Origin of the sequence: Alteromonas sp. S015 (assembly GCF_036864485.1) — a bacterium.
GTDB lineage: Bacteria > Pseudomonadota > Gammaproteobacteria > Enterobacterales > Alteromonadaceae > Alteromonas.
Genome location: NZ_JAZETO010000002.1, coordinates 294,194 through 318,745 on the forward strand (window position 1 = coordinate 294,194; position 24,552 = coordinate 318,745).

At 44.5% G+C, this 24,552-nt stretch carries 16 protein-coding genes and 1 other RNA gene; 8 read left to right on the forward strand and 9 right to left on the reverse strand.

The window, feature by feature from the left end:
• Window positions 1–81: 81 nt before the first annotated feature.
• The 3 genes from V7R42_RS05370 to V7R42_RS05380 all read right to left on the reverse strand — a co-directional run bounded on the left by V7R42_RS05370 (window position 82) and on the right by V7R42_RS05380 (window position 3,338).
• Window positions 82–1,152 (reverse strand): trypsin-like peptidase domain-containing protein, encoded by a 1,071-nt coding sequence (locus tag V7R42_RS05370; RefSeq protein ID WP_334019169.1) that lies wholly within the window; start codon window positions 1,150–1,152, stop codon window positions 82–84.
• Window positions 1,153–1,453: 301 nt separating this feature from the next.
• Entirely contained in the window at window positions 1,454–2,815 is a 1,362-nt protein-coding gene (locus tag V7R42_RS05375) for a DegQ family serine endoprotease (protein ID WP_334019374.1), read from the reverse strand.
• 88 nt (window positions 2,816–2,903) lie between these two features.
• On the reverse strand, window positions 2,904–3,338 hold the full coding sequence (locus V7R42_RS05380; protein ID WP_334019170.1) for a ZapG family protein: 435 nt from the start codon (window positions 3,336–3,338) through the stop codon (window positions 2,904–2,906).
• Between the two features lie 255 nt (window positions 3,339–3,593).
• Here V7R42_RS05380 and zapE point away from each other — a divergent pair, with 255 nt between their 5' ends.
• The gene (gene zapE, locus V7R42_RS05385; RefSeq protein WP_334019171.1) at window positions 3,594–4,691 is read left to right on the forward strand and encodes a cell division protein ZapE; all 1,098 of its coding nucleotides are present in this window, start codon (window positions 3,594–3,596) and stop codon (window positions 4,689–4,691) included.
• A 330-nt stretch (window positions 4,692–5,021) separates the two neighbouring features.
• Window positions 5,022–5,744 (forward strand): YebC/PmpR family DNA-binding transcriptional regulator, encoded by a 723-nt coding sequence (locus tag V7R42_RS05390; protein ID WP_334019172.1) that lies wholly within the window; start codon window positions 5,022–5,024, stop codon window positions 5,742–5,744.
• A gap of 85 nt (window positions 5,745–5,829) precedes the next feature.
• On the opposite strand, the gene V7R42_RS05395 is transcribed toward V7R42_RS05390, so the two are convergent.
• A complete protein-coding gene (locus V7R42_RS05395; protein WP_334019173.1) occupies window positions 5,830–7,719 on the reverse strand; it encodes a putative bifunctional diguanylate cyclase/phosphodiesterase in 1,890 nt (629 codons plus the stop codon).
• Between the two features lie 274 nt (window positions 7,720–7,993).
• Here V7R42_RS05395 and V7R42_RS05400 point away from each other — a divergent pair, with 274 nt between their 5' ends.
• The 5 genes from V7R42_RS05400 to rnpB all read left to right on the forward strand — a co-directional run bounded on the left by V7R42_RS05400 (window position 7,994) and on the right by rnpB (window position 13,886).
• Window positions 7,994–8,650, forward strand: a complete 657-nt coding sequence (locus V7R42_RS05400) for an NAD(P)H-dependent oxidoreductase (RefSeq protein ID WP_334019174.1) — start codon at window positions 7,994–7,996, stop codon at window positions 8,648–8,650.
• Window positions 8,651–8,833: 183 nt separating this feature from the next.
• The gene (locus V7R42_RS05405; protein WP_334019175.1) at window positions 8,834–9,211 is read left to right on the forward strand and encodes a hypothetical protein; all 378 of its coding nucleotides are present in this window, start codon (window positions 8,834–8,836) and stop codon (window positions 9,209–9,211) included.
• Window positions 9,212–9,296: 85 nt separating this feature from the next.
• Entirely contained in the window at window positions 9,297–11,873 is a 2,577-nt protein-coding gene (gene secD, locus V7R42_RS05410; protein ID WP_334019176.1) for a protein translocase subunit SecD, read from the forward strand.
• A 161-nt stretch (window positions 11,874–12,034) separates the two neighbouring features.
• Window positions 12,035–13,498: a potassium/proton antiporter gene (locus V7R42_RS05415; protein WP_334019177.1), complete on the forward strand. Its 1,464-nt coding sequence runs from the start codon at window positions 12,035–12,037 to the stop codon at window positions 13,496–13,498.
• 37 nt (window positions 13,499–13,535) lie between these two features.
• Window positions 13,536–13,886: RNase P RNA component class A (gene rnpB / locus V7R42_RS05420), an RNA gene on the forward strand.
• A 48-nt stretch (window positions 13,887–13,934) separates the two neighbouring features.
• Here the strand turns inward: rnpB and V7R42_RS05425 are convergent.
• The 5 genes from V7R42_RS05425 to V7R42_RS05445 form a co-directional block, all read right to left on the reverse strand.
• Entirely contained in the window at window positions 13,935–16,142 is a 2,208-nt protein-coding gene (locus V7R42_RS05425; protein ID WP_334019178.1) for a GH92 family glycosyl hydrolase, read from the reverse strand.
• Entirely contained in the window at window positions 16,139–18,352 is a 2,214-nt protein-coding gene (locus V7R42_RS05430; RefSeq protein ID WP_334019179.1) for a GH92 family glycosyl hydrolase, read from the reverse strand. The genes V7R42_RS05425 and V7R42_RS05430 overlap by 4 nt, the downstream gene beginning before the upstream one ends.
• 48 nt (window positions 18,353–18,400) lie before the next feature.
• Window positions 18,401–19,582: an AGE family epimerase/isomerase gene (locus V7R42_RS05435; RefSeq protein ID WP_334019180.1), complete on the reverse strand. Its 1,182-nt coding sequence runs from the start codon at window positions 19,580–19,582 to the stop codon at window positions 18,401–18,403.
• A 49-nt stretch (window positions 19,583–19,631) separates the two neighbouring features.
• A complete protein-coding gene (locus V7R42_RS05440; protein WP_334019181.1) occupies window positions 19,632–20,852 on the reverse strand; it encodes a sugar MFS transporter in 1,221 nt (406 codons plus the stop codon).
• A 63-nt stretch (window positions 20,853–20,915) separates the two neighbouring features.
• Window positions 20,916–23,237, reverse strand: a complete 2,322-nt coding sequence (locus V7R42_RS05445; protein WP_334019182.1) for a GH92 family glycosyl hydrolase — start codon at window positions 23,235–23,237, stop codon at window positions 20,916–20,918.
• Between the two features lie 273 nt (window positions 23,238–23,510).
• Here V7R42_RS05445 and V7R42_RS05450 point away from each other — a divergent pair, with 273 nt between their 5' ends.
• The gene (locus tag V7R42_RS05450) at window positions 23,511–24,539 is read left to right on the forward strand and encodes a LacI family DNA-binding transcriptional regulator (protein WP_334019183.1); all 1,029 of its coding nucleotides are present in this window, start codon (window positions 23,511–23,513) and stop codon (window positions 24,537–24,539) included.
• Window positions 24,540–24,552: the final 13 nt, after the last annotated feature.

A 24,552-nucleotide genomic window follows, 5' to 3' on the forward strand; every position in this document is an offset into this window, starting at 1 on the left:
CTTGCTTGATTTCTATTGCTATAGTTAAACGATAGCTGCTTAACTGCTATATACCCACATAGCGCTGGGCATTTATAACGTTTATTGGCCTGCGCGAAGCTCAGCAACCGTTGCTGTAATAGAAATTGAGCGTCCATCGCGGCTAAGCTCAATGTCAAGTTCGGTACCGGGCTCGGTTTCCGCAATCATATCCAAAGTTTTAGACGCGCTCTCTAAACGTACGCCGTCTATGGCTACGATAATGTCGCCAGGGCGAATACCCGCAATGTCAGCAGGGCTTCCTTTAGCTACCGCTGAAACGTCTATACCGGGTCGATTACGGTTCTCTCCGCCAACAAAGCCAAGTTGACCCCGGACAACTCGCCCATTGCTGATAATTTCATCCATGACGCGTTTAGCTAGCTCATAGGGTACAGCAAAGTTAATTCCGTCCACATTGCGAGCGCGATTGTTTGAGTCTAGCACCTGAAAATTGGCGTTAGTGATACCCAGCAAAATGCCATTGCTATCTACCAGTGCGCCACCAGAATTACCTTGGTTCAAAACAGCATCGGTTTGAATGAAATCAACATAATTAGAAAGACCGTTTCGCCCAGCTCTGCTTACTATGCCTTGAGTAATGGTTTGGCCCAAGTCGAAGGGGTTGCCTATGGCCATCACTACATCACCCACATGGGTGTCAGGTTCTGATACCTGAGGAATAATATGCAGGTTATCAGCAGTGACTTTTAATACGGCAAGGTCTGTGAGCGGGTCGGTACCCACAATTTGCGCCTCTAAAATGCGCCCATCTTGCACCGCTACGTAAATGCTGTCGGCATTAGCGACAACGTGGTGACAGGTAAGCAGGTAGCCGTTTTCTGTCATGATAACACCAGAACCTAGGTTGGTGCGTCCACGAGATTGATTTCTGAACAGCCCTGAACCGTTTTCAATACTGACGCTATAAATGTTTACCACTGCGGGTGCAGAGCGGCTTAATGCGGCAAAGTAGCTTTCGCGGCTAGCGCTTACAGATGGGGAGTTAAATAACCCTTGAGCAAGGCCGTTGCCTTGGCGTAATTCGGGTAAAAAAACTAACAGTAGAGCAGCAACAGCTACGCCAAGAAATACAGATTTTAGAAAGAAGTTTATTATTGAGCGGCCAGTCACAAGTCACACTTTTTGTTGTCTGTCGCACTTACTTCATCTGTGCCATTAAGTCAGCACCATCTCACAATCTCAAAGCGCAACATTCTAAAATTATCATGTTACGGTAGAGGATATCACTTTATTTAATAAACTACCGTAATGAAACGCAAATTTTGTGCAATTCGATTTGTACAAGCATGCACTGTTTTCAAGCGTTATCATTAAAAAAACAAAAACGGCGCAATTAAAGCGCCGTTTTTATGCTAACCCTCTGCTCAGACAACAACGTATCTAACAGGGACGTAATCGAAGCATTAAAATGCTACTGTCTAATTACCAGATAAAGCGTAGAGCTACCGCGTTTTACATTAAGCGCCATAACGCCTTTTGCTTCTTCCAATGCATTTCTGAACTCAGCAACAGTAGACGTGCGTACTCGGTTAACACCAATAATAACGTCATCAGATTGAAGACCAATTCTGGCTGCTGGCGCACCACGCTCAATATCAGAGACCACTACACCAGCATTGCCAGCATCGTCAGTGCCGTTTGACAGCGTTGCACCTTCAAGGGCTGGGTGGATTTGAGCAGCGGTTACCGTGGTATCTGTAGCATCGTCTAATACAACGTCTACATTCATTTTCTTACCTTTGCGCATAACCGTGAGCTCAACTTCAGCGCCCGCACCCATACTCGCAATTTTTGCTCGCAGTTCTTGGAAGCTATGAAGTTTACGACCGTTAATCGCAGTTATAATATCACCAGCTTGCAAACCACCTTTCTCGGCAGCTGAGTCAGGCTGCACTTCACTTACAAAGGCACCAATATTCACGTCAGCATTCATAGCTTCGGCTAGACCTGCGTCAATATCGCTACCTAAAATACCTAATAGGCCACGGCGTACTTCACCAAACTCTGCAATTTGATCAATTAAGCTTTTCATCATATTGGCTGGGATGGCAAAACCAATGCCGACGTTTCCGCCATTTGGACCAAAAATAGCGGTATTTATACCAACCAGTTCACCGTGAAGGTTAACAAGCGCACCACCTGAGTTACCGCGATTAATTGCGGCGTCCGTTTGAATAAAGTCTTCGTAGCCGCCAATGTTCAAGCCAGAGCGCCCTAGTGCGCTAACAATACCAGAGGTAACCGTTTGAGAAAGGCCGAATGGATTACCAATAGCTACCACAAAGTCACCGACACGCAACGCATCAGAATCTGCTAGCGGTAACGCCTTTAAATCATCAGGCTCAATTTTAAGTAGCGCGATATCGCTTTGCTCATCAGAGCCTAGCTTTTTCGCCTTAAACTCGCGACCGTCAGTTAATTTAACAGTGATTTCGTCTGCATTATCGACGACATGATTATTGGTAACAACATAACCTTTATCGGCATCTATGATGACACCCGAACCAAGGCCTCTGAAAGGGCGTTCTTGAACCTGCTCTTGCGGGGCTCCGAAGAAGTAGCGAAACATCTCGGGTACGCGCTGCGTAGAAGTTTGTGTTCCCTCTACCGCAATGCTGACTACCGCAGGGGTAGCTTCTTCTAGCATAGGGGCTAAAGAGGGAACTTCATCTTTTTTATCAGAAAAGAACGGCAACGCCGCCTGTGTGCTAGCAGTAAAGCCCAATGAACTTACAACAACGGCAGACGCCAATAGACAATGGCGGAAAGACATTTTCATGTTCGCTTACACTCCTTCATGTTATATGCGACATAGCATGGTTTCACTAAAAGAGTCCGAGGTCGTGATAAAGTTCCCGATGTTACTGTTTTTCTGCGGTGTTCTTATCAGATCCGCCGACGAACAGCCCAGAACCTGAGTTGGCGAAGTCTCTTGGCTGTGTGTCAGATACTCGCTTTACTCTCGATTTGTCAGACCCTTTTAGGTTGTTACGTAAATAGGTGGTTGCTTGTTCCCCATAAAAAGGAACTTTGCTGTCATCATCGCTGCCTTGCTCCAGCAGCAATTCGTACTCTTCAATTTGTTGCTTTAAGGTTTCACACTGGCTTTCAATGCTCTCTAAGCTTTGACGAGTTTGATGAATGTGGTGTTGCGCCTGCTGTGCAAGGATTTCTTTAACTTGCTTCTCGGTCTGCGCAGTATTGCCTGAGCCCTGCTTCTGTTGAAAAAAGCGACCTGCAAAAAAGCCAATAATTAACCCAACTACTAACAAAGCAAGAGATACTAACAATTCCATTATATTCTCCGAATCAATCTACATCTTACAGCCGACCTCTAATTCTACGATCTAAAAGCTGCTTTCGACCATATGCTGAATATAGCAAGGTCAAACCCGAAACGCGCATACATAGTTTCATTTATTCAGTATATGTCGAATTTCAATGTGAGATTCTACCGTGATTTCCATTAAAATTAAGGTCATAATTGAGAAATTCAAGCAGGTCGGTGCAGCAAGCGCCACTATTGACTTTTGAACGGAGTGGTTTCGGCGATGACGCCATGGGAAAAATATCAACTAGATCTTCAGTCGTCTGACTTTCATTACGACGCGGCACAAGAAAATGCAGTAAAAGAACTTCAACGTTTGTTTGATGAACTTACTCAGCCTGAAAAGAAAACGACGTGGCGGGTGAAGTTGAAAGCAGCGTTTGGAAAAGGTCATGCAAAGCCCGGTATTCAGGGCATTTACTTTTATGGTGGAGTAGGGCGTGGCAAAACCTATTTAGTAGATACCTTCTACGAATGTTTGCCGTTCGAAAAGAAAATGCGCGTGCATTTTCACCGCTTTATGTACCGTGTGCACGATGAACTAAAGCAGCTTGAAAACGCGCAAGACCCGCTAAAGCTAGTGGCCGCAAAACTAGCAAAAGAAGCGCGGGTAATATGCTTTGACGAGTTTTTTGTGTCTGATATAACCGATGCAATGATTTTAGGCACGTTAATGGAAGAGTTATTTGGTCACGGTATTGTGCTGGTGGCGACTTCCAACATAGTACCTGACGATTTATATAAAAACGGATTGCAGCGTGCGCGGTTCTTGCCAGCCATCGACTTACTCAATCAGAATACCCGCGTGGTAAATGTTGATAGCGGTATTGATTATCGTCTTAGAACGCTAGAACAAGCCGAAATTTATCACTATCCACTTGATGACGAAGCCACGGAAAACTTGCATGGCTACTTTTCTCAATTAGCGCCAGAAGAAGGCTCTACAGGCGAAGAGATTGAGGTGAACAATCGCAAAATACCGACGCTTAGAAATGCTGACGGGGTATTGATGATTGATTTTAAAGCCCTGTGTGGTGGGCCCCGAAGCCAGAGCGACTACATTGAGTTAAGCCGTTGTTATCACTCAGTGCTTTTAGCCAACGTTAAGGAAATGGGACAGCATAATGACGATGTGGCGCGCCGTTTTATTGCCATGGTGGATGAGTTTTACGAGCGAAATGTAAAGCTGATCATATCTGCAGAAGTCGCGCTGGAAAGCTTGTACACCGAGGGACTACTTAATTTTGAGTTCAGACGCTGTCTTAGCCGCTTAAAGGAAATGCAGTCTCACGACTACCTAGCAACTGAACACTTACCGTAAGCATAAATATGGGGTCAGTGTACATTTTGACCTCATTGAAAATGTGAAAGCTACTAACCTACACCCTTTCTAGGGGCGTTCACATTGGTATTACACGAAAATTAAGGTAGAATTTCGCCCAAATTTTTTGTGTCGCTTAGCCTACCGTTATTTTGGGCAGTGCTTCGCTTGGCAATTTCTAGCACCGTCGCGTTCGACCATTTATTGAAACGTCGAGTTCGGCAATGCTACCAAGTAAGGCAGAGCGATGCGCCTGATGAACGGTCAGGCAACAGGTAGCCCGATAAAACCCAACGCAGCATTTCAAATTGCGAGAAAGAGAATTTTAAGATGGGAAGAGCATTCGAAGTTCGTAAAGCCGCCATGGCAAAAACTGCCGGCGCAAAAACTAAGGTTTATTCTAAGTACGGTAAAGAAATTTACGTGTGCGCAAAAAATGGTGGTGCCGATCCAGACACTAACCTTTCACTTCGCCGCCTAATGGAAAAAGCGAAGAAAGACCAAGTACCAAGCCATGTTATCGAAAAAGCCATTGATAAAGCGGCAGGTGGTGCTGGTGAAGATTTTCAGCCCATGCGTTACGAAGGCTTTGGCCCGGGTAACTGCATGGTAATTGTTGACTGCTTGTCTGACAATGCAAACCGAACCATTACCGAAGTACGTAACTGCTTTACTAAAACCAACGCGAAACTTGGTGCACAGGGTGCGGTATCGCATATGTTCGATCACCAAGCGGTATTCCAGTTTGAAGGTGACGACGAAGACGCTATCCTAGAAGTGCTAATGGAAGCCGACGTAGACGTAACTGACGTTGAAGTTGAGGACGGTAAAGTAACAGTTTATGCGCCGCACACTGAATTCTATCAAGTAAAAACAGCATTAACTGAAGCCTACCCAGACATTAGCTTCATTGCAGAAGAAATGAGCTGGATGCCTCAGACTGAAACTGAGATTAGCGAAGAAGACATGCCTATGTTTGAAAAATTCATGGACATGCTTAACGACTGTGACGACGTCCAAGACGTTTACCACAACGCGATTACGCCTAACTAAACTAAGAAATATCTCGTTTTTAATCTGTAAGCCCCTCAATAGGGGGGCTTTTTGTTGAGAATTAAAGGTTATCTGACTTTTGCTCTTACCTAGCTAAGCGCTCAAGTAGGTCATCCCAACGTAAGGGACGAGATAAGAAATACCCCTGTGCCCAGTCACAGCCATGCCTTTTCAGGTAGTTTAACTGCTCTTCAGTTTCAACGCCTTCCGCGATAACCCGCAAACCGTAAAGCTCTGCAAGGTTTTGTATGATTAACACCATTTTGCTTCGAGGCTCTTTTTCAGAAAATAAATCACCCACAAAAGAGCGGTCGATCTTTAGGCAGTGGGCGGGATAGTGAATGAGTTGGCTAAATGCAGTATAACCCGTTCCAAAATCGTCTAGAGCTAAGGAAACCCCCAGCTCATGTAATGCATTAAGTGTTTCTAAACAGGCCTTATTTCCAGCAACCAATGCAGTTTCAGTTACTTCTAATTCTACGCTGCCAGGGTTTACCTTGTGTGTTTCAAGTAAACGTTTAACTAGCGGTGGAAAATTTTCGTTGCTTAACTCTATGCCAGATATATTGATGCACATCTTTCCTGCGAAATTATGTTGCTTTTGCAATACTACGAGGCTTTGCAAAGCGTGATCTATTACCCATAAATCAATCTCTTTTACAAGTCCTGTTGATTCCGCAACTGGAATAAATTGATCGGGACCTATACCTCGAAGTTCAGGGGCTTTGCATCGAAGCAGCGCCTCAATGGCAACAATATCGTCGTTATCACAATCGAAAATAGGCATGAATGCCAGAGCGAATTGGTCGTTTTCCAACGACGCCCTTAGTACGTTTTCTATCTTTTGGTGCTGCTTTATTGTTTCGGCAATTTCTTTGGTAAAAAATCTAAAACAATTTCGACCATTTTGTTTCGCGTCATACATAGCTGTATCTGCGTAATGAAGTAGTTCAGCGGGCTCAACTGCGTCATCGGGAAACATCGCAATACCAATACTGGCGTAAGTTAGGTGAGTAATACCGTCTACCTCGAAGCCACCATCAAAAATGTTTAAAATGCGTGCTGCCATTGAACCGGCATCAACCGTATCTTTAATATTTGGTAGCAGTACCACGAATTCATCACCCGCAAGTCTGGCAATACTTTCCTCTTGAGGTTTGAGCACTTGGTCTGATGGACGGATTTCACTCCATAATTGTTCACTAAACTTGAGCAAGAGTTTGTCACCCATTTCATGACCATACTGATCGTTAACTTGTTTGAAGTTATCTAAGTCGATATAGAGCAGTCCCACCTTTTGTTTATTTTTGCGCGCTCTATCGATAACTCTTTGTAGATTTGTTTTAAAGTTCCATCGATTAGGAAGGCCGGTTAAGGTGTCGTAAAACGCCATTTTCCTGATGTCATCATCGTGCAGTTTTATAATCGTCTCGTAAGACTGCTCTTCAGAACGCAGGGCGGCAAGACATATTAGATTTAGTGCCAACGTAGTTAGAATAAAACGTATGGCTTCAACAAGCGTGTAACTTGTCATTAATAAGCTTGAGAGCGGCGTAAACAAAAGAAGAATACTGGTGATGCTAAAAATACAGAATACGACTACGGCAGGCCAAAACCGATTAATAAATAAGTTAATTGCCGCAATAGGATATATCCACAACATGCCCGTATTGTCTTTTCCACCTGTAATAAGCAGGCTCATGGATAAAACAAACAATATGCCGCTCAATACTGTTGCTGCTTTCTCTACATTTCCTGTGCGCTTTAAAAAATAGAGGTTTACCAAGCCGACTAGTGCACTGCTTAGTAAGATGGTTCCAAGCAAAAAGGCGCGGTTATATAAGCTTAGGCCACCTAGAGCGAATAAAAAAATCACGCCAATAACGGTTAAAATCTGACAGAGCGCAAACCGACGTCGGTGACGAACCTGCACTATCTCTCGTTGTCCTTTGGTAGTTTCGTGTGTTTGGCTCATATCAATGTAAAACTATTAATCACCGTATGGAGTGGTAGGAGGGGTTGGTATTAACCACATAAATGCGTTCAATAAAATCTCAATAGTAGGTCAATTAGTTGGCCTTAACAATTTGCCTTTAGTTGATAAGAGTAGCGAAAAGTACTGGAAATGCTTATTACCAAAAATAATTTGAAACTGATTCGTCTTTTATCGGGCTTATCATTGAAAAGCTGAATCGATACCATACGCACAACTTTTGATTTGATCCCGACTATGTATTGAGGAGTTAGCAGTGTCTCATCCTATTATTGAAGATTTAAATAAACGCTATACCGTAAAGCAATATGATGCCAACAAGCGTATTTCCGCCGACAAGCTAGCGACAATACTCGAAGCACTGAGATTATCAGCGTCTTCAATTAATTCGCAGCCCTGGAAGTTCGTCGTTGTAGAGAGTAACGAAGCCAAACAGCGCCTACATGATAGCTTTGCCAACAAACATCAGTTTAATCAGCATCATGCAAAAGAAGCCTCACATACTATTCTCTTCGCATACGATCCTAAGTTCACGAAAGACAAGTTTGTGAAGCGCGTCGATGCGGAAGTATCTTCAGGTCATTTACCAGAAGACATGCGAGAAAACTTCATGGGCGCTTACGCATTTGCCGAAGCGAACACCGATGAGAATGGCAACAACGGGGCGTGGACTAAAGCCCAAGTTTACTTGGCATTAGGTAATGTATTACATACTCTGGCGCGGTTAGGGATCGCTTCCACACCTATGGAGGGTGTTGACTCTGAATTACTTGGTGAGTTGTTCAAAGGTGAGTTGGATGGTCACGTTTGCGAAGTTGCACTTGCCATGGGCTACCCTGATACTGAGAAAGATTGGAATCACGGCCTTCCCAAAGCACGCTTGGCGAAAGAAGAGGTGATTGCAATCGTGTAACTTGTATTAGCAAAGTGGCGTTTAAGTAAATGTAATTCACTCGTACATACGAAAAATGCGGATTGTCAAAAGAGCCCTTAAATTGGGCTCTTTTTAATATAGCAATTGAGTTTGTTTTTTTAGCCCCCACTTCTTAACGCTGAAAAGCTTCAATTGCTCATTCTAATAGTGAACTGAACTCTGGTGAATATAGCCTTTAACCGCTTATACCCCTCTTCATTTGCGCCTTTCCTCATGGCGTGGGTATTGTCGTATCTGGTCGTTAGTACTGGGTTTCAGCCACTTGATGTAGCGAGTAATGCTGAGGTAACGTCGCAATCACCGTTTGCCAAGTTTGTTCACAACTCGCAAAGCTACTCTTTACGGTTTAACGCCAGCAAGCTGACGGACGATAGCAGTGAGCAGCCTACCGATGCCGACCTTTTAGGGTTAATACCTGTTGCGTTGCGCTTGGCTTACACCGGCCTTTTCACTGTCCATACGCCTTTAGTAGCCCTTCCTTTTAATGCACAAAAGTGGGTTAAACCAAGCCCTCGCGCACCGCCTTATATCCTGATTTAACAACTCATATGTGTCAACGTGGGAGCACACCTGTTGTGTTCTCAATTATGGCGACTTTAAAAACATTATTATTCAGGATTTCAAAATGGCACGATTTTCATTTCGTGGCTTTGTGTATGTGCTCTTCGTTTTACTTGGTTTACTGAGCGCTGCGCCCAACATATTGCCACAATCAATTAAACAGCAGTTACCTACGTGGTATACCACTTCCACGCTATCGCTAGGCTTAGATTTGCAAGGTGGTTCGCACCTGCTATTAGCCGCAGACACCAACGCCTTATTTGAAAAGCAGCTCAACAGCTTTTCGAGTGACTTGTTTAGCGAATTGCGCAGTCAAAATGTACGCTATACGAAAACGTCTCATTCACTTGCACATAAAGCGGCAAGTGATAGGCGTTCTGGAAGTGTCGTTTTTACATTGCGTAGTGCAGATGATGCGAGAAAGGTAAAAGACACCGCATATCAAATTTCCGCTCAGCCAAATGGTTCAAGCGCGCTAGATGTTACGATAAAGCAAAGCACCGTTACCCTTACGCTTAACGAGCTATATACCGAACAACTGGTTAAAGACACGTTAAGCCGAAGTGTTGAAGTAGTTCGAAAGCGTTTGAACGAAACGGGGCTTACTGAGCCTAGCGTTACGCTACAAGGTAAAGGCGCCATTTTAGTTCAGATGCCGGGTATGTCTGACCCTACCCAAGTTAAAAAATTATTGGGCACTACCGCACAAATGACCTTTCACTGGGCCGCGAACAGCCAGTCTGAGCAGGTAATGAATAAGCAAGATGCGGCGGGTAATACTTATCGCTTAGATCAAAAAGTGGCGCTAGAAGGTGAACATATTACTGATGCGGCAGGTGTCTTAAGTAGTGAAAATGGCCAGCCAGTAGTGACGTTCCGGTTAGACAGTGCCGGTGCTAAGCAGTTTGCCACTATGACCCGTGACAACATCGGTCGCGTGCTTGCCATTGTACTTGACGATAAAGTGGTGACCGCCCCCGTTATAAATAGTGTGATCCCAGGTGGTCGTGGTGAAATAACCGGTAAATTTACGTTGCCCGAGGCGGGTAATACCGCATTAATGCTTCGCACGGGTGCGTTACCTGTGCCACTTACCATTATTGAAGAGCGTACGGTGGGGCCAGATTTAGGTAGCGACGCTATTCAAACCGGAGTGGAAAGCGGCATAGCAGGTGCGTTACTAGTATTGGCATTTATGGTGGCGATTTACGGCAGGTGGGGGGCTATTGCAAGCTTTGCTCTGTGTATCAACATGGCCTTGGTGTTTGGCGCATTAACCCTGTTTGGCGCAACACTGACGTTGCCGGGCATTGCAGGTTTGATCCTAACCATGGGCATGGCCGTAGACGCGAACATTTTGATTAATGAACGTATTCGTGAAGAAAGTAAAAAAGGCCGTCCGGCAGCCAGTGCAATAGAAGTGGGTTTTGGTAAAGCGTTCGCGACTATTGTGGATTCAAACTTCACCACATTAATAGCGGTAAGCTTGTTGTTTATGTTTGGTAGCGGCCCTATTAAGGGGTTTGCCATGACTATTGCCCTTGGTCTGGTATCCTCGGTATTTACTGCTGTTGCCTTAACTAAAATGTTAATGCTACAAGTGGTTACGTCGAAGCAAAAGAACACGCAAGATCGCGCGCAGCAGCGCGTTCCTTTGCGCTTTTCATCACCGCTATTGCGGTTAAGCGATACCCTTAGCGGTATTAATTTTCTGGCAAAACGTAAAATTGCAATTGCGGTTTCGGTATTGCTAACCGTGCTTTCAATCGGCTTGTTTGCTAAGCCTGGCTTACATTATGGCGTCGACTTTACCGGTGGCACTATGATTGAGTTGACTGCACCAACCCTTACTACTGATGAGCTAAGAAATGTGATTGAAAGTAATGGCTTTGATCAGATAGCGATTCAAGAATATGGCAGTGAACATCACTATTTATTGCGAGCACCTGTTCTAGATAGCAGTGGCGAGCTTGAAAATAGCAACGCAAAGCAGACTGACGCACTAAAGCGTGCGATTTCCCAAGCCGACAGTGAAGTCAGTTTTGATAAAATTGATATGGTTGGACCCAAGGTTAGCGGAGGCTTCGCCGAGCTATCCATTCTGGCATTGCTTATCGCAGGTGGCGGCATGTTGGTGTATCTGTGGGCACGCTTTGAAGCGCATTTTGCGACCGCGGCATTGCTTACAGTAATACTCGATTTAACCAAAACCATAGGCTTTTTCGCGCTAACGGGCATTGAATTTAACTTAACGGCTGTCGCAGCACTGTTGGCGCTCATTGGTTACTCTATAAACGATAAGGTAGTGGTGCTTGACCGCATCCGTGAATTATTGCGTTTAGATCCAAATAAGCCATTGGCAGATACCATTAATGAGGCCGTGAACAGCACATTAAGCCGCACGGTATTCACTTCCTTTACCACGCTGTTGGCGTTGCTACCGATGGCTGTTTTTGGCGGTGATGCAGTAGAAAGTTTTGCAGTCCCTATGGTTTTTGCTGTCGTGATTGGCACGTCATCGACTTTGTTTATCACCTCTACGCTGCTGTATCTATTGGGAAGCAGAAGAGAAAAACAAGGTAAAGCGCAGTTAAAGCCTACGGCCGAGGAAATTAAGGCTTCGTTGTCGCACATTCCTTAAGCGACACAAGTTCCTTAACCCCAATTCCTTAGCGGGCCTTTGCACCTCAATACATTGGTGCAAAAACGCGGTAAGGTAGCAGTATTAACAGGAATCCTTGATGCGTGCACGCATAACCTTATATTTTACGTGTGAGCATCAAGGGCAATAAGGAACGTATAATGTTTGCAGTCGATCACATTATTTTACTTAGTGCAGTGCTTGCCATTTTGGGCGTGCTGGCCAGTAAATTGTCCCCGCGCTTTGGTGTACCTGTTTTAGTTTTATTTCTTGGTGTAGGCATGTTGGCTGGAGAAGATGGTATCGGCCGAATCTTCTTCGATAATGCTGATGCTGCGCACGCTATTGGCACATTTGCTCTTATTCTCATCCTATTTGATGGCGGTCTGCAAACGTCAAAAAAGTCCATAGTTCAGGCGTGGAAGCCCGCCGCGTTACTCGCCACCTTTGGCGTAATCGGTACAGCAGTGGTCACCGGTATCGCTGCTATGGTTATTCTCGATTTACCGCTTTATAAGGGCTTATTGCTTGGTGCTATTGTAGGGTCGACAGACGCCGCTGCAGTGTTTTCTGTTCTGCGCAATGCTGGTATACGCATTCCCGCTAAAATAAAGTCCACACTGGAGCTGGAAAGTGCGTCGAATGATCCAATGGCCATATTCCTGACCATTGGCCTAATAACCCTTATTCAAGACAGCTCTACCAAGCCCGTAGACTTGCTCTCACTCTTTGCCAGCCAAATGGGAGTGGGCGCGATAGTGGGCCTTGCCATTGGCGGTATTGCAGTATGGCTTTTCAGACGTGTTACCTTAATGGCCATTGGCTTGTACCCCGTATTCGTGATGTTGTTTGGTGTATTGTCTTTTGGCCTTGCTGCGAATCTAAATGGCAGTGGTTTCCTCGCTACTTTCATTACCGGCGTGATAGTGGGTAACAGTCGATTCGCTTATCAGCGCAATACCTTTGTGTTTCTCGATGGGCTGGCCTGGCTAGGGCAAATTGCCATGTTCGTTATCTTAGGTTTGTTAGTTACGCCTACCGAGCTCTTTGTTAATTGGAAAGAAGGCTTACTCATTGCCTTTGTGCTTATTTTTATTGCCCGTCCACTGGTGGTGATGCCTATTTTGTTGCTTTCGAAGTTCTCATTCAAAGCGTCGTTGCTTATCTCGTGGGTGGGATTACGCGGCTCGGTGCCAATAATACTTGCTATATTTCCGCTAATATTTGGCATGCCATACGCCGAGCTTATTTTCAATGTGGTGTTCTTTATTGTGCTTATTTCCGCGTTGTTGCAAGGTTCCACCTTACCCTATGCGGCGCGTAAGTTAGGTTTAGTGTTGGACGATGAAGTAAAGGAATCAAGCACGCTGGAAATTGTAAAAGTCGCTAAGAGCAAGCGCGAGCTTATAGAAATAGAAGTATCGAAGTTATCGCCGGCGCTACATAAAACCATTGGTGAATTAGCCCTTCCCGATAATACGGTAGTGGCGATGATTGCTCGTGGTGAAGAAACCCTTATACCCAAAGGAAGTACCAAAATAGAAATGGGCGATCAAATTTTCATTATCACCAAACTGCTCGATAAAAGCGCAGTTGAGCACTGCTTTTACAGCGAGCAGGAATAGGGTGCTATTGTAGGGCACTTCATGTAGAATGCGCCGCGGAGTTGGCCAGGCAATCGCCGCTTTCGTAAGAAAGGGGAGGAAAGTCCGGGCTCCAAAGGGCAGGGTGCCAGATAACGTCTGGGCGGCGTGAGCCGACGACAAGTGCAGCAGAGAGAAGACCGCCTAAGCATGTTTACATGCCGGTAAGGGTGAAAGGGTGCGGTAAGAGCGCACCGCACCTCTGGTAACAGAGTGTGGCAAGGTAAACTCCACCCGGAGCAAGACCAAATAGGATCCCTCAACGTGTGGCCCGCATGGGGATCGGGTAGGTTGCTTGAATCAGTGAGCGATTGCTGATCTAGAGGAATGGTTGCCCACGACAGAACCCGGCTTACGGCTAACTCCACTCTTTTAAGCACTAACGTTTATTGGGTATTAAACGTTAGTGCCATCCCATCTAGTTAACTTGTAGAGTGCCACCTTTGGTGATGACCTTATGAGAAATAAAAGGCACAGAAAGCGGTTTTCCTTCAAACTCTACGAAGCCTTCATTAGCTTTTTTAATCTTGAATGTTTTACCTTCATAGTAGTCGCTATTCAGGTTTATTTTAACGCTTGAAAATGTGGGCGTGAACACAGCATAGTCCATCACCGCAGGGCTAATAGGGTAAATACCCATCATGCTAAAGACTAACCAGGCGGACAAGGTCCCCGTGTCGTCATTTCCTGGGATCCCTCCCGGAGCGGTACTAAAGTGCGTTGAAATTAAATTCCGTACGCGCTCACCTGTTTTTGCTTCTTTCCCCGGGATAAAGTTGTACAAAAACGGATAAGTAATATCCGGTTCGTTCGCCATATCAAAGTTGTCCGTATCAAACGTTGCGTTCAATGCGTTGTAAAACTCTTTTTCTCCGCCTAGGCGCTTAATCAGTCCGGGTGTGTCAAAAGGGACATAAAAGCGATAATTCCAAGCATTTCCTTCGATATACCCTGGGGCAGGCTCAAAATTCTTGCCAAGTTCTGGATCGTAAGGTGTAAGCCATTTTCCGTTTCGGCTCTTAGGGCGTAACATCCCCGTTTCCTCATCGAAAAGCGTATGATATTGCATCGCTCGTTGCAGATAACGCTCATGATCATCAAGCTTTCCTAAAGACTTAGCAAGTTGTGCAAGACTGTAGTCCGCAAGGTAATACTCTAAGCTTGTCGATACGCTACCATCAAACGGCCCTTCGTCGTCGTACGGAACATAGCCTAACCTGAGATAGTCATTGTTCTCGGGCCTTAAAAGGTTGTCAGTTTTCTGATCTGCAGAGCGCACCATTGCTTTGTAAGCGGCTTCAATATCGTAATTTTGTATACCGCGTAAATACGTATCAGCGATCATTGGCGTAGCAGGGTCGCCAACCATCACTTGTGTTTCCATTCCATAGAGTTCCCACTTCGGAAGCCAGCCGCTTTCCTTTGACATGGCAATAGCACTTTTCACGATATCTTCTTGCAACTCCGGATACAGTAAACTGAGGAGGGGGTGCACGTTACGATTAGTATCCCAAAGAGAGTAAACGGTATAGCGATTCTCAGACGTATTGCCAACCCCGTTTGTGCCGTTTAAAGGGTAATCCCCGTTTACATCTTGAAAAATACTGGGGTGAATCAGGGTGTGATAGAGCGCACTGTAGAATTTTACTTTATCGTCTTGCTTGCCCTCTACTTCAACCCGATCTAAGTAACGGTCCCACGCTTTGATATTAGACGAATACGTATTTTCGAAATCGAAACTTGGCTGTTCTGCTTGTAAGTTTGCTCGTGCATTTTCAATGCTTACAAATGAAATTCCAATTTTCACCAGCACCTGCTCGTCTTCTGTCGTATCAAAGTCGAACCATGCACCCACATCGTCTCCGGCCATTGGCGCGGAATAATTTACGTAGGGTTTTACTGTATCGTTATATCCAACCCAATCGGCTTCAACGTTTTTGTAAGCTGGCATCTTTTTCCATACACCATGGCTTTTTGCCGGTTTGTTAAATTGGGCAACGAAATATACAGGGCGAACGTCCTCAGAGTGATAACAAAATGTACCTAATGTGCGCATACCCTCTATTTCAGTATCTGAAACTACGTTAATCATTCCTCCAGTTTCGTTTGTTAGTCCAAGTCCGAGGTTCATCAAAATGTGAGACTTCCCTTCAGGGAAAGTAAAGCGGCTCAAACCTGTTCGTAATGTACTTGTGACCTCGGCCTTAATTTTATACTTGTCTAAAAAAGCCTGATAATAGCCCGGCTTTGCTTGTTCATTTGAGTATGTAGAACCGTACTTTTCTGCTTCAAGAATAAGTTTGCCGGCAGTAGGCATAAGCAGTAACACGCCTGCTTCAGGGCAACCAACACCACTGAGATTTAGATGGCTGAAACCAGTTAAGTAGCCATTTTCATAAATGTAGCCGCGCGAGTTCCAGCTATCGTCCTTTTTCGTAGGGTTAGTATCACCACCAAAAGCAACGTTAAACGGAGACACTGAAGCTAAACCGTTGGGATATTGCGCCCCAGGGTGGGTTGCGCCAAAATTCGAGGTGCCAATAAATGGGTTGACGTACTTACTGTTTCCAGCAGAAACAGAAGTTATACAGAGTAATGTTGATAGTGCTAAAAATAAGCGTTTCATGGCTGTTTACTCATTGTGAATTCTAAAACTCCACCCGCCATAATATCGCGGTGAGAAAGTGTGAAACCCTCTAAAGGTTTGCCATTGAGGTTAACTGAAGCGACGTAAACGTGGTTGTCAGCTTGGTTAATCGTTCTAACAGAAAAGGTGTTCCCGTTCTCTAAATGAATATCCGCTGCGTCAACGGCTGGGCTGCCTAATATATACTCTCCGGCTACTGGGTCGACGGGGTAAAAGCCGAGTGCACTAAACAAATACCAAGCTGACATTTGCCCAGCATCTTCGTTTCCAGCCAGGCCATTTGGGTCATTACTGTATAAATCACGCATTATTTCTCTGACAATTTTTTGCGTCTTATGTGATTGTCCAACAAATTGATACAGATATGGAACATGGTGGCTAGGCTCATTCCCATGAACATACTGCCCTATGGTGCCGGATATCCACTCTGGGAAAGTCGAGGGATCTTGTTGAGTGTTGAACATGTCATCGAGTTTTGAAGAAAAAACACTTTTTCCTCCCATTTGCTCAATTAAGCCATTGATATCATGGGGAACAAAAAAGCTGTACTGCCATGCATTTGCTTCACAATAATCTTCAGGATGATATGCGTTTGGATCAAATGAGGGCCTAAATGAGCCCTCTTGGCTTTTCGCTCGCATAAAGTTGGTTTGTGCATCGAAGTGATGATGATAGTTTTTTGAGCGTGCTAAAAAGCGATTGTATATCTCCATGTTTCCCAGCGCTTGCGCAAGTTTGGCGATAGCCCAATCGTCATATGCATATTCAAGGGTAAGAGACACATTCCACGGTCCATATTCATAAGGAACATAGCCTAACCGTTGATATTCACCTACGCCAAAATCCGATTGAGTAGCACTATGCAATGCTGCAGCTAGAATTTTATCACCTGGAAGGCTGTCAGGATTTTTGAGAAAAGCGTCTACTAAAACAGGTACAGAGTGGTAACCCATCATCATGTCAGTTTCATTACCCTGAAATATCCATACAGGTAGTCTGCCGGCAATATCGTAATGCTCTAGCAGTGTTCTCATCATTTCCTGATTTTGCGTAGGTGAAACCAAAGTCTTCCAAGGATGCAATGCTCTGAAAGTGTCCCAAAGCGAAAAGAAGTCGTATCGGTAATCGCTCTCTGTAGTGTGAACATTTCCGTCCGGGCCCTTATACTGACCGTTTGCATCAGAATACACTCGGGGTGCTAACGCGGCATGATAGAGGGCGGTGTAGTATTGGGTTTTGGTGGTTTGCGATGCATCAATATCGACCTTCGTTAACTCTTGTCGCCAATGATTTTCTGCTTCGTGCTTCACGGTTTGAAATGTCTTTTTTACGCCTTCCTTTAGTAGGTTATTTTTCGCATTTTCCACACTCACAGAACTAAGGGAGGTGCGAGCCGTAATAACTCGCGTATTATCAAGAGAAAAGCTCCCTTCGAAAATTACACCCTCACCTTTTGCGGTGTTTACGCTAGATGTTGCGTTTTCGTGTCCCAGAACGTAGTGCGAAATAGGATGAGAAAACACAGTGTAAAAGTAAACCCGCTGGTCGGTAGCCCACCCAGAAGACATACGGTAACCTGCGACAGTATAGTCATCAATAACCGTTAGTTTTGTATCGACGGTCTTGTCCCAGTTTCTGCTATATCCCAAGTCTATTCTAACGATACCTTCAGTAGCTGATTCAGGGTAAGTGTAGCGTTGATAACCCGTTCGCAAACCTGCTGTCAGTTCTACCTGAATGCCATAGTCCTCAAGAAAGACTTGATAAAATCCTGGAGAAGCCTGTTCTTGCTCGTGACTAAAGTGGGAAACAATCGTTCCTTCTGATGGTCCTCCTTCTGTCGTCACTCGCGAATAAGGCTTAGTTAACGGCATAAACGAGATATCATAAAGGTCTCCCGCTCCTGTGCCAGACAAATGTGTATGACTGAACCCTGCAATGATGTTGTCTGGATAAAAATAACCAGATATCCAGTCCCATCCGCCTCGACCATTATCTGGACTTAACTGAACCATTCCATAAGGTATTGTGGCACCGGGAAATGTTTTACCTTTACCATCAGTTCCAATGAACGGGTCAACGTAGCTAAGCACATCTTCCTTAAGTGCGTCTTTTTGTGTTCTTTGGATATCACTTTGTTTACACGAAAAAAGAGTGACTACTAGCGCTAGTAATACAGTATATTTCATGAACTCGTCCTTTAAATAAAAAGCCGCACTCTCGGCTGTATGTCCGTGTTATGCGTTGTGTTTTAAAGTCCGTAACACTTCAAAGCAAGCGCCTAATGTGTGGTAGTCACATTTCGCTCCGGCCGCACTTTTCTCGTTGTTATAAGCATTGTTTTGTTGATCGAGTAATCTGTACCAAGCGCCGTACTTATGATCGACCATATGCTCCCAGCTGTAATTCCATAGAGTGTTGTAGCATTCCAGATAGCGCACTTCGTCAGTCACATGATAGAGCATGGCTGCCGCAGCAAAACTCTCTGCTTGTACCCAAAAGTACTTGTCGGTATCACACCAATTGCCATTGGGGGCAAAACCATATATCAAGCCGCCATTCTCATTGTCCCACGCGATGTCATATGCGCGATCAAACAGAGATTGAGCAACGTTCACCTGCCATGATTCAGGTCGGATACGGTGTAAAGTGAGTAGTAGCTTCGTCCATTCGGTTTGGTGACCCGGTTGGAATCCCCATGGACGATACAGGTTTTTAGGATCGTCTTTGTTGTATTCCCAGTCAGGTTGGAAATTCGGCGTGTAGTGTTCCCAAATCAGACCGTCGGTGAGGCCCGCTTGTCGTTGCGCGATGTTGCTGGCAATTTCTGATGCACGGTCTAAAAACAGCGCGTCTTTTGTTGCGTCATACGCCGCTAGCATTGCTTCACATAAGTGCATGTTTGAATTTTGGCCTCTATATTCACTTAATTCTCCACTTGGGCTAATTTCGTCAGCATATAAGCCATAGTCAGCTTGCCAAAAACGCTCTTCCAACAGGTTGTAAGTGCGAATTAAGGCTTTCTTATCTTTTACTATTTTCGCTTTAAAAAGAGCCGAGTAAGCGAGCAGCACGAATGCGTAGCCGTATGCTTGCTGCGTCATATCAAGTGGCTCGTGGTTATTAAGCGTCCAGGCATAGGTTTGAGATTCAGCTTGCCAATGGGTTTGCTCTAGATAGTCAAGACCATGTTGAGCAATGCGGCGATAGTCTTCGTTGTCAAAAACAAGCGAGGCAGTTGCATAATTAACAATAATACGTGTGCTGCTTACGAGCTGTTTAAAATGCGTATTGAAGAGTGAGCCATCATCCAAATAATTTTGGTGATAGCCCCCCGTTTCATCAATGACACGAGGCGTGTAAAAATCGAGAATTGTTTTACAGTGTGATAACAAAAAATCCTGATCAAAAAAGCGCATAGCACTACCTCTTTATATTTATATAAAAAATGTTGCACGACGTTATTAGCTAAGCGAAACGTCGACTGTTAGCTGCGTACCAAGCGATGTAAACGTACGCACATACGGGAACAAAATAGCTAAGTTGAACTGATGTCATATCTGCTACCATGCCTTGAATCATAGGTAATAAGGCACCACCCACAATAGCTTGGCATAAAAGTCCAGAGCCTCGGCTGGTAAGCTCTCCAAGACCTCGAATAGCCAGAGAAAAAATGGTAGGGAACATGATAGAGTTGAAAAAACCAACGGCTATCACAGACCACATAGCGATTAAACCTGACGTTTGAGTGGTAGTGATTAGCAGAATGATTGCCATTAAAGCGTTGCCGGTTAGAACATATGCTGGTTTTACCATTCTGGTTAATGCAGCGCCAACGAAACGTCCGATCATCGCGCCACCCCAGTAATACGACACCATAGTACTGGCATCTTGCTGGTTTAAACCCGCGATTCGGGGATCTGCAAAATAGTTAACTAAAAAACTGCCTATTGATACTTCAGCTCCGACATACAGAAATATCGCTACAGCGCCCAGAACTAATCCCTTTTGTGCCCATATACTTTGTTTATTGTCTGTTTCATCGTTTGATTCGTACGTGATCTCAGGGAGCTTTAAAAACTTAAATGCGACTGCCGTAGCAACCATTACCCCTGCAAGAATGAGGTAGGGAAGTTGTACCGATTTTGCATCAACCTCTGAAGATGAAACACTTGAAAAAATCAACGCAGCACCAAATAGCGGTGCAATTGTATGCCCAAGAGAATTTATCGCTTGCGCCAAATTCAACCGACTTGCTGCCGTTTTTTCGTGCCCTAAGACTGCGACGTAAGGGTTGGCAGAAACTTGCAACGTTGCTACACCAGCAGCGAGGATGAAAAGTCCTAGCAAGAATATGCCATAAACACCTATTTCTGCGGCGGGATAAAACAGTGCACAACCTGCTGCGATAGTGCATAAGCCGGTGATTATTCCTTTTAAGTAACCGATTTTTTCGAGTAATTTTCCTGCGAATGGAGATACAACGAAGTAGGCACCAAAAAAACAGAATTGAACCAGCATTGCTTGGGTGTAACTTAAATCAAAAGATGCTTTTAAGTGTGGAATTAAAATATCATTAAGCGCGGTGATGAAACCCCAAATAAAAAATAGGGTGGTCATTGAGGCAAATGCGAAGTGGCTTGCATTTCCCTGGCTGCTAACGCGCGTGTTTCCTGGAATAACGGCCATAGTAATTTCTCTCAATATTGCCCGGTCTACATGCAAGACCAGGCACTAATAGTTTAAAGGTTGTTATTTTTCTAACGACAATGAGTAGGGGAATGCTGCAATATCAATGGCACGTTCCTTATTAGGCGTTGTTCCCATTTCTAATGTTAGTTCGCCACCCTTGACCAATTGTTGATGGCTAATCCATGTTTTGTGGAGTGGCGTGCCATCAAGGGTTGCAGATTGAATATAGGGCGCATTATCTTGATTTCCCTTAGCGGTAACGCTAAATGATTTGCCGTCATTTAATGACAGCGTAACCTTGTCAAAAAGTGGGCTACCCATCACATATTGATTCGAACCCGGAGTCACAGGGTAGAAGCCTAGTGCGCTAAATACATACCATGCAGATGTCTGACCGTTGTCTTCATCACCGCAATATCCATCTGGTGTTGGCTTATAAAGCTTATTCATCACGTTTCGAACGTGATATTGGGTTTTCCAAGGGGCACCAGCGTAGTTATACAGATAAATCATATGCTGAATAGGCTGGTTTCCATGCGCGTAGTTGCCCATATTGACTATTTGCATTTCTCGTATTTCGTGAATGGTAAACCCGTAATAGGAATCATCAAAAACAGGGGGCATTTCGAAAACAGCATCGAGTTTGTCAACAAATGCTTCATTGCCTCCCATCAGGCTTTTTAATCCCTCGATGTCTTGAAAGACAGACCATGTATAGTGAAGCGCGTTACCCTCGGTGAATGCATCTCCCCACTTAAGCGGATTAAAATTCTGATCAAAGCTACCGTCTTCGTTCTTGCCTCTCATCCAGCCGGTTTCACTATCAAAGAGCTTTTTATAGTTGAATGCTTGCTCATAAAAGCGGGCAGCATCGTCATCTTTCCCAAGCGCTGTCGCCAACTTGTATAAATTAAAATCGGCAAATGCGTATTCTAGGCTGCGTGCTGCGCTTTCGTGTATACCTACATCATAGGGAACGTAGCCTAGCTTGTTATAATAATCCACGCCCTCACGCCCAACTGAGGTCAAGGGACGCCCTTCGTTGACATTTGCATTCTTAAGCACCGCTTCATATAGAGTATCTATATCAAATCCACGAATGCCCTTAAGGTAAGCATCTGAGATGTTAATGGCGGAGTTTGAACCAATCATAACGTTGCGATGGCCGGGACTCGCCCACTCAGGAAGCCAGCCAGACTCTTTGTAAGTATTGGCAAGGCCTTCCATTATTTGGGCATTTAAGTCGGGGTACATTAAAGTGAAAAATGGAAAAACCGCACGGAATGTGTCCCAAAAACCGTTATCAGTGAACATATAACCTGGCAAAACTTTACCATTGTATGGGCTGTAGTGAACGATGTTGTTGTTTTCATCATATTCGTAGAACTTTCTAGGGAAGAGCAAAACGCGATAAAGCGCAGAATAAAATGTGCGGACTTGTTCAAGATTTGTATCTTGAACTTGAATTCGAGAGAGTTCTTTTTGCCAAGAGGCATTCGCTTTTTCTTGCGTTTGCTCAAATGAATCCTTGCCGATTTCTCTTTTAAGGTTTAGTTCTGCTTGTTCAAGACTAATAAATGACGATGCTACCTTTACATTTATCTGCTCACCTTTTTGAGTGGAAAAGCCAATGATAGCACCCACATGCTCGCCTTCACTTTGCAGGCTATCGGGTTTGAGTTGCCATTCGTCATGCCATGTATGTGTTACGCTAAATGGGGTATCAAACTCAGCCACGAAATAGTTGTGAAAGTTGTCCGGTACGCCACCGTGATTGTTTCTTGCATAGCCGATTATTTTGCGCTCTTCGGGAATGATTTTTACCATTGAACCTTTGTTAAATGCGTCAAGCAAAATAAAAGCGTTGTCCGCGTCAGGAAATGTGAAACGAAATTGCGCTGCTCTTTCTGTAGGTGTCACTTCTGCTGTAACGTCGTAGTCGGCTAAATAGACGCTGTAGTGATCTGGCGATGCATGCTCTGCTTTATGTGAATACCACGAAGCACGGTCGTCTTCATTAAACTGTAATTCGCCCGTAATCGCCATGAAAGAAAAGGCACCGTAATCATTTAGCCAAGGGCTTGGCTGGTGCGTTTGTTTGATACCTCTAATTTTGTTGTCATCATACTTGTAGGTCCAGCCGTCCCCCATAGGTGCCGTCATCGGTGTCCAAAAGTTCATTGCCCACGGTGTGGCTATTGCGGGATAAGTGTTACCATTTGAGAGCGCAAAAGTAGAATCTGTGCCCATCAATGGATTGACGTATTGAACAAGGTCTTTTTCAACTAAGCTGAATTGTTCATTGGTTGTTTCCGGTAAGGGAGGGCTGCAGCCGAACAGGGTTGTAATCAACGGGGTTGCTATAACTACTTGTTTAAACATGAAATTGTGCCTTATTGAGTATTCATTTTAAGCGCAATGCTGTAAGACATATTTAGCGATTCGTTAAAAAATTGTAAGCAGTGTAATCGATTACAGTCTATCGGGCTACCCGTACGCAGAAAAAAATGAGGATATCTGTTAAAAAAACCTAATTGAACCGTTTTAAGTATCATATGATAACGTTTACATAAAAACTTGCCATTTCCTTTACATAGTGTGATCATTATCCAATAGTTATTTATACGATCTCCTTTATCGAAGAAAAATTAGTCTATGACGAATATTAAAAAGGTGAGTGAACTGGCCGGCGTCTCGACAGCAACGGTGTCTAGAACCCTGAAAATGCCCGATGTGGTTACAGAGCAGACGCGTGAAAAGGTAATGAAGGCAGTAAAGGCTGCTGGCTATCGGCCTAACTGGATGGCGACAAGTGTAAAAACAGGCAAGTCTAATTCCCTTGTTGTATTGGTCCCAAACCTAGTTAACCCTTTCTTCATGCGGATTATAGAAGGTATAGAACAGGCTGCTCAAGAGCACGGTTACTCGGTTTTGTTAGGTGACACTCAGGGTAAAGCAAGCCGTGAAAATGACTATGCAGGTATGGTTTTGTCAAACCGTGCAGATGGACTTATCCAACTTGATCATTCCTTTCCTTTCTCGGAGCAAGATGCAGAACTGGCTGAAAGCGTGCCGATGGTAAGCGTTTGCGAACGTATTGAGGGAAATAGAAAATTTCCCTACGTAGAGCTAGACAACTATGCTGCGGGACGTGCTCTAGCACATCACCTTGTTTCATACGGACATACAAAATTTGGTGTTATTGCGGGTCAGCGCACCAGCCAAATTCATCGTGACAGACTAGCGGGAATCAACGGGGTTTTGTCAGAAGAAGGTATCCCTTTATTAGAGCAAAATATAGTGGGCCAAAGTTATGCGATAGAAACAGGAATAGAGGGTGTACGCGAACTGTTGTCTAATGAGACCAAGCCGACCGCTATTTTTTGCTTGAATGATGATATAGCTATCGGTGCAATGCATGAGCTCAAGCGTCAGGGCTTCTCTATTCCTGACGACATTTCAGTTACAGGCTTTGACAATGTTAAGGTATCTGGCTATTTGGATCCGCCTCTTACAACCGTCGATCAACCCGCTTATGAAATGGGAAGACGTGCAGTTGAAATACTCATTAAAAAGATCCGTCAAGAGCCCCTGCGACGTTCACGTGAAATAATGCCTTTTCAATTATTAGAACGACAGAGCTCCGGGCCAGCTCGAAATTCTGCAGACGAAAGTGATATCTGAGTAGTTAGGTATC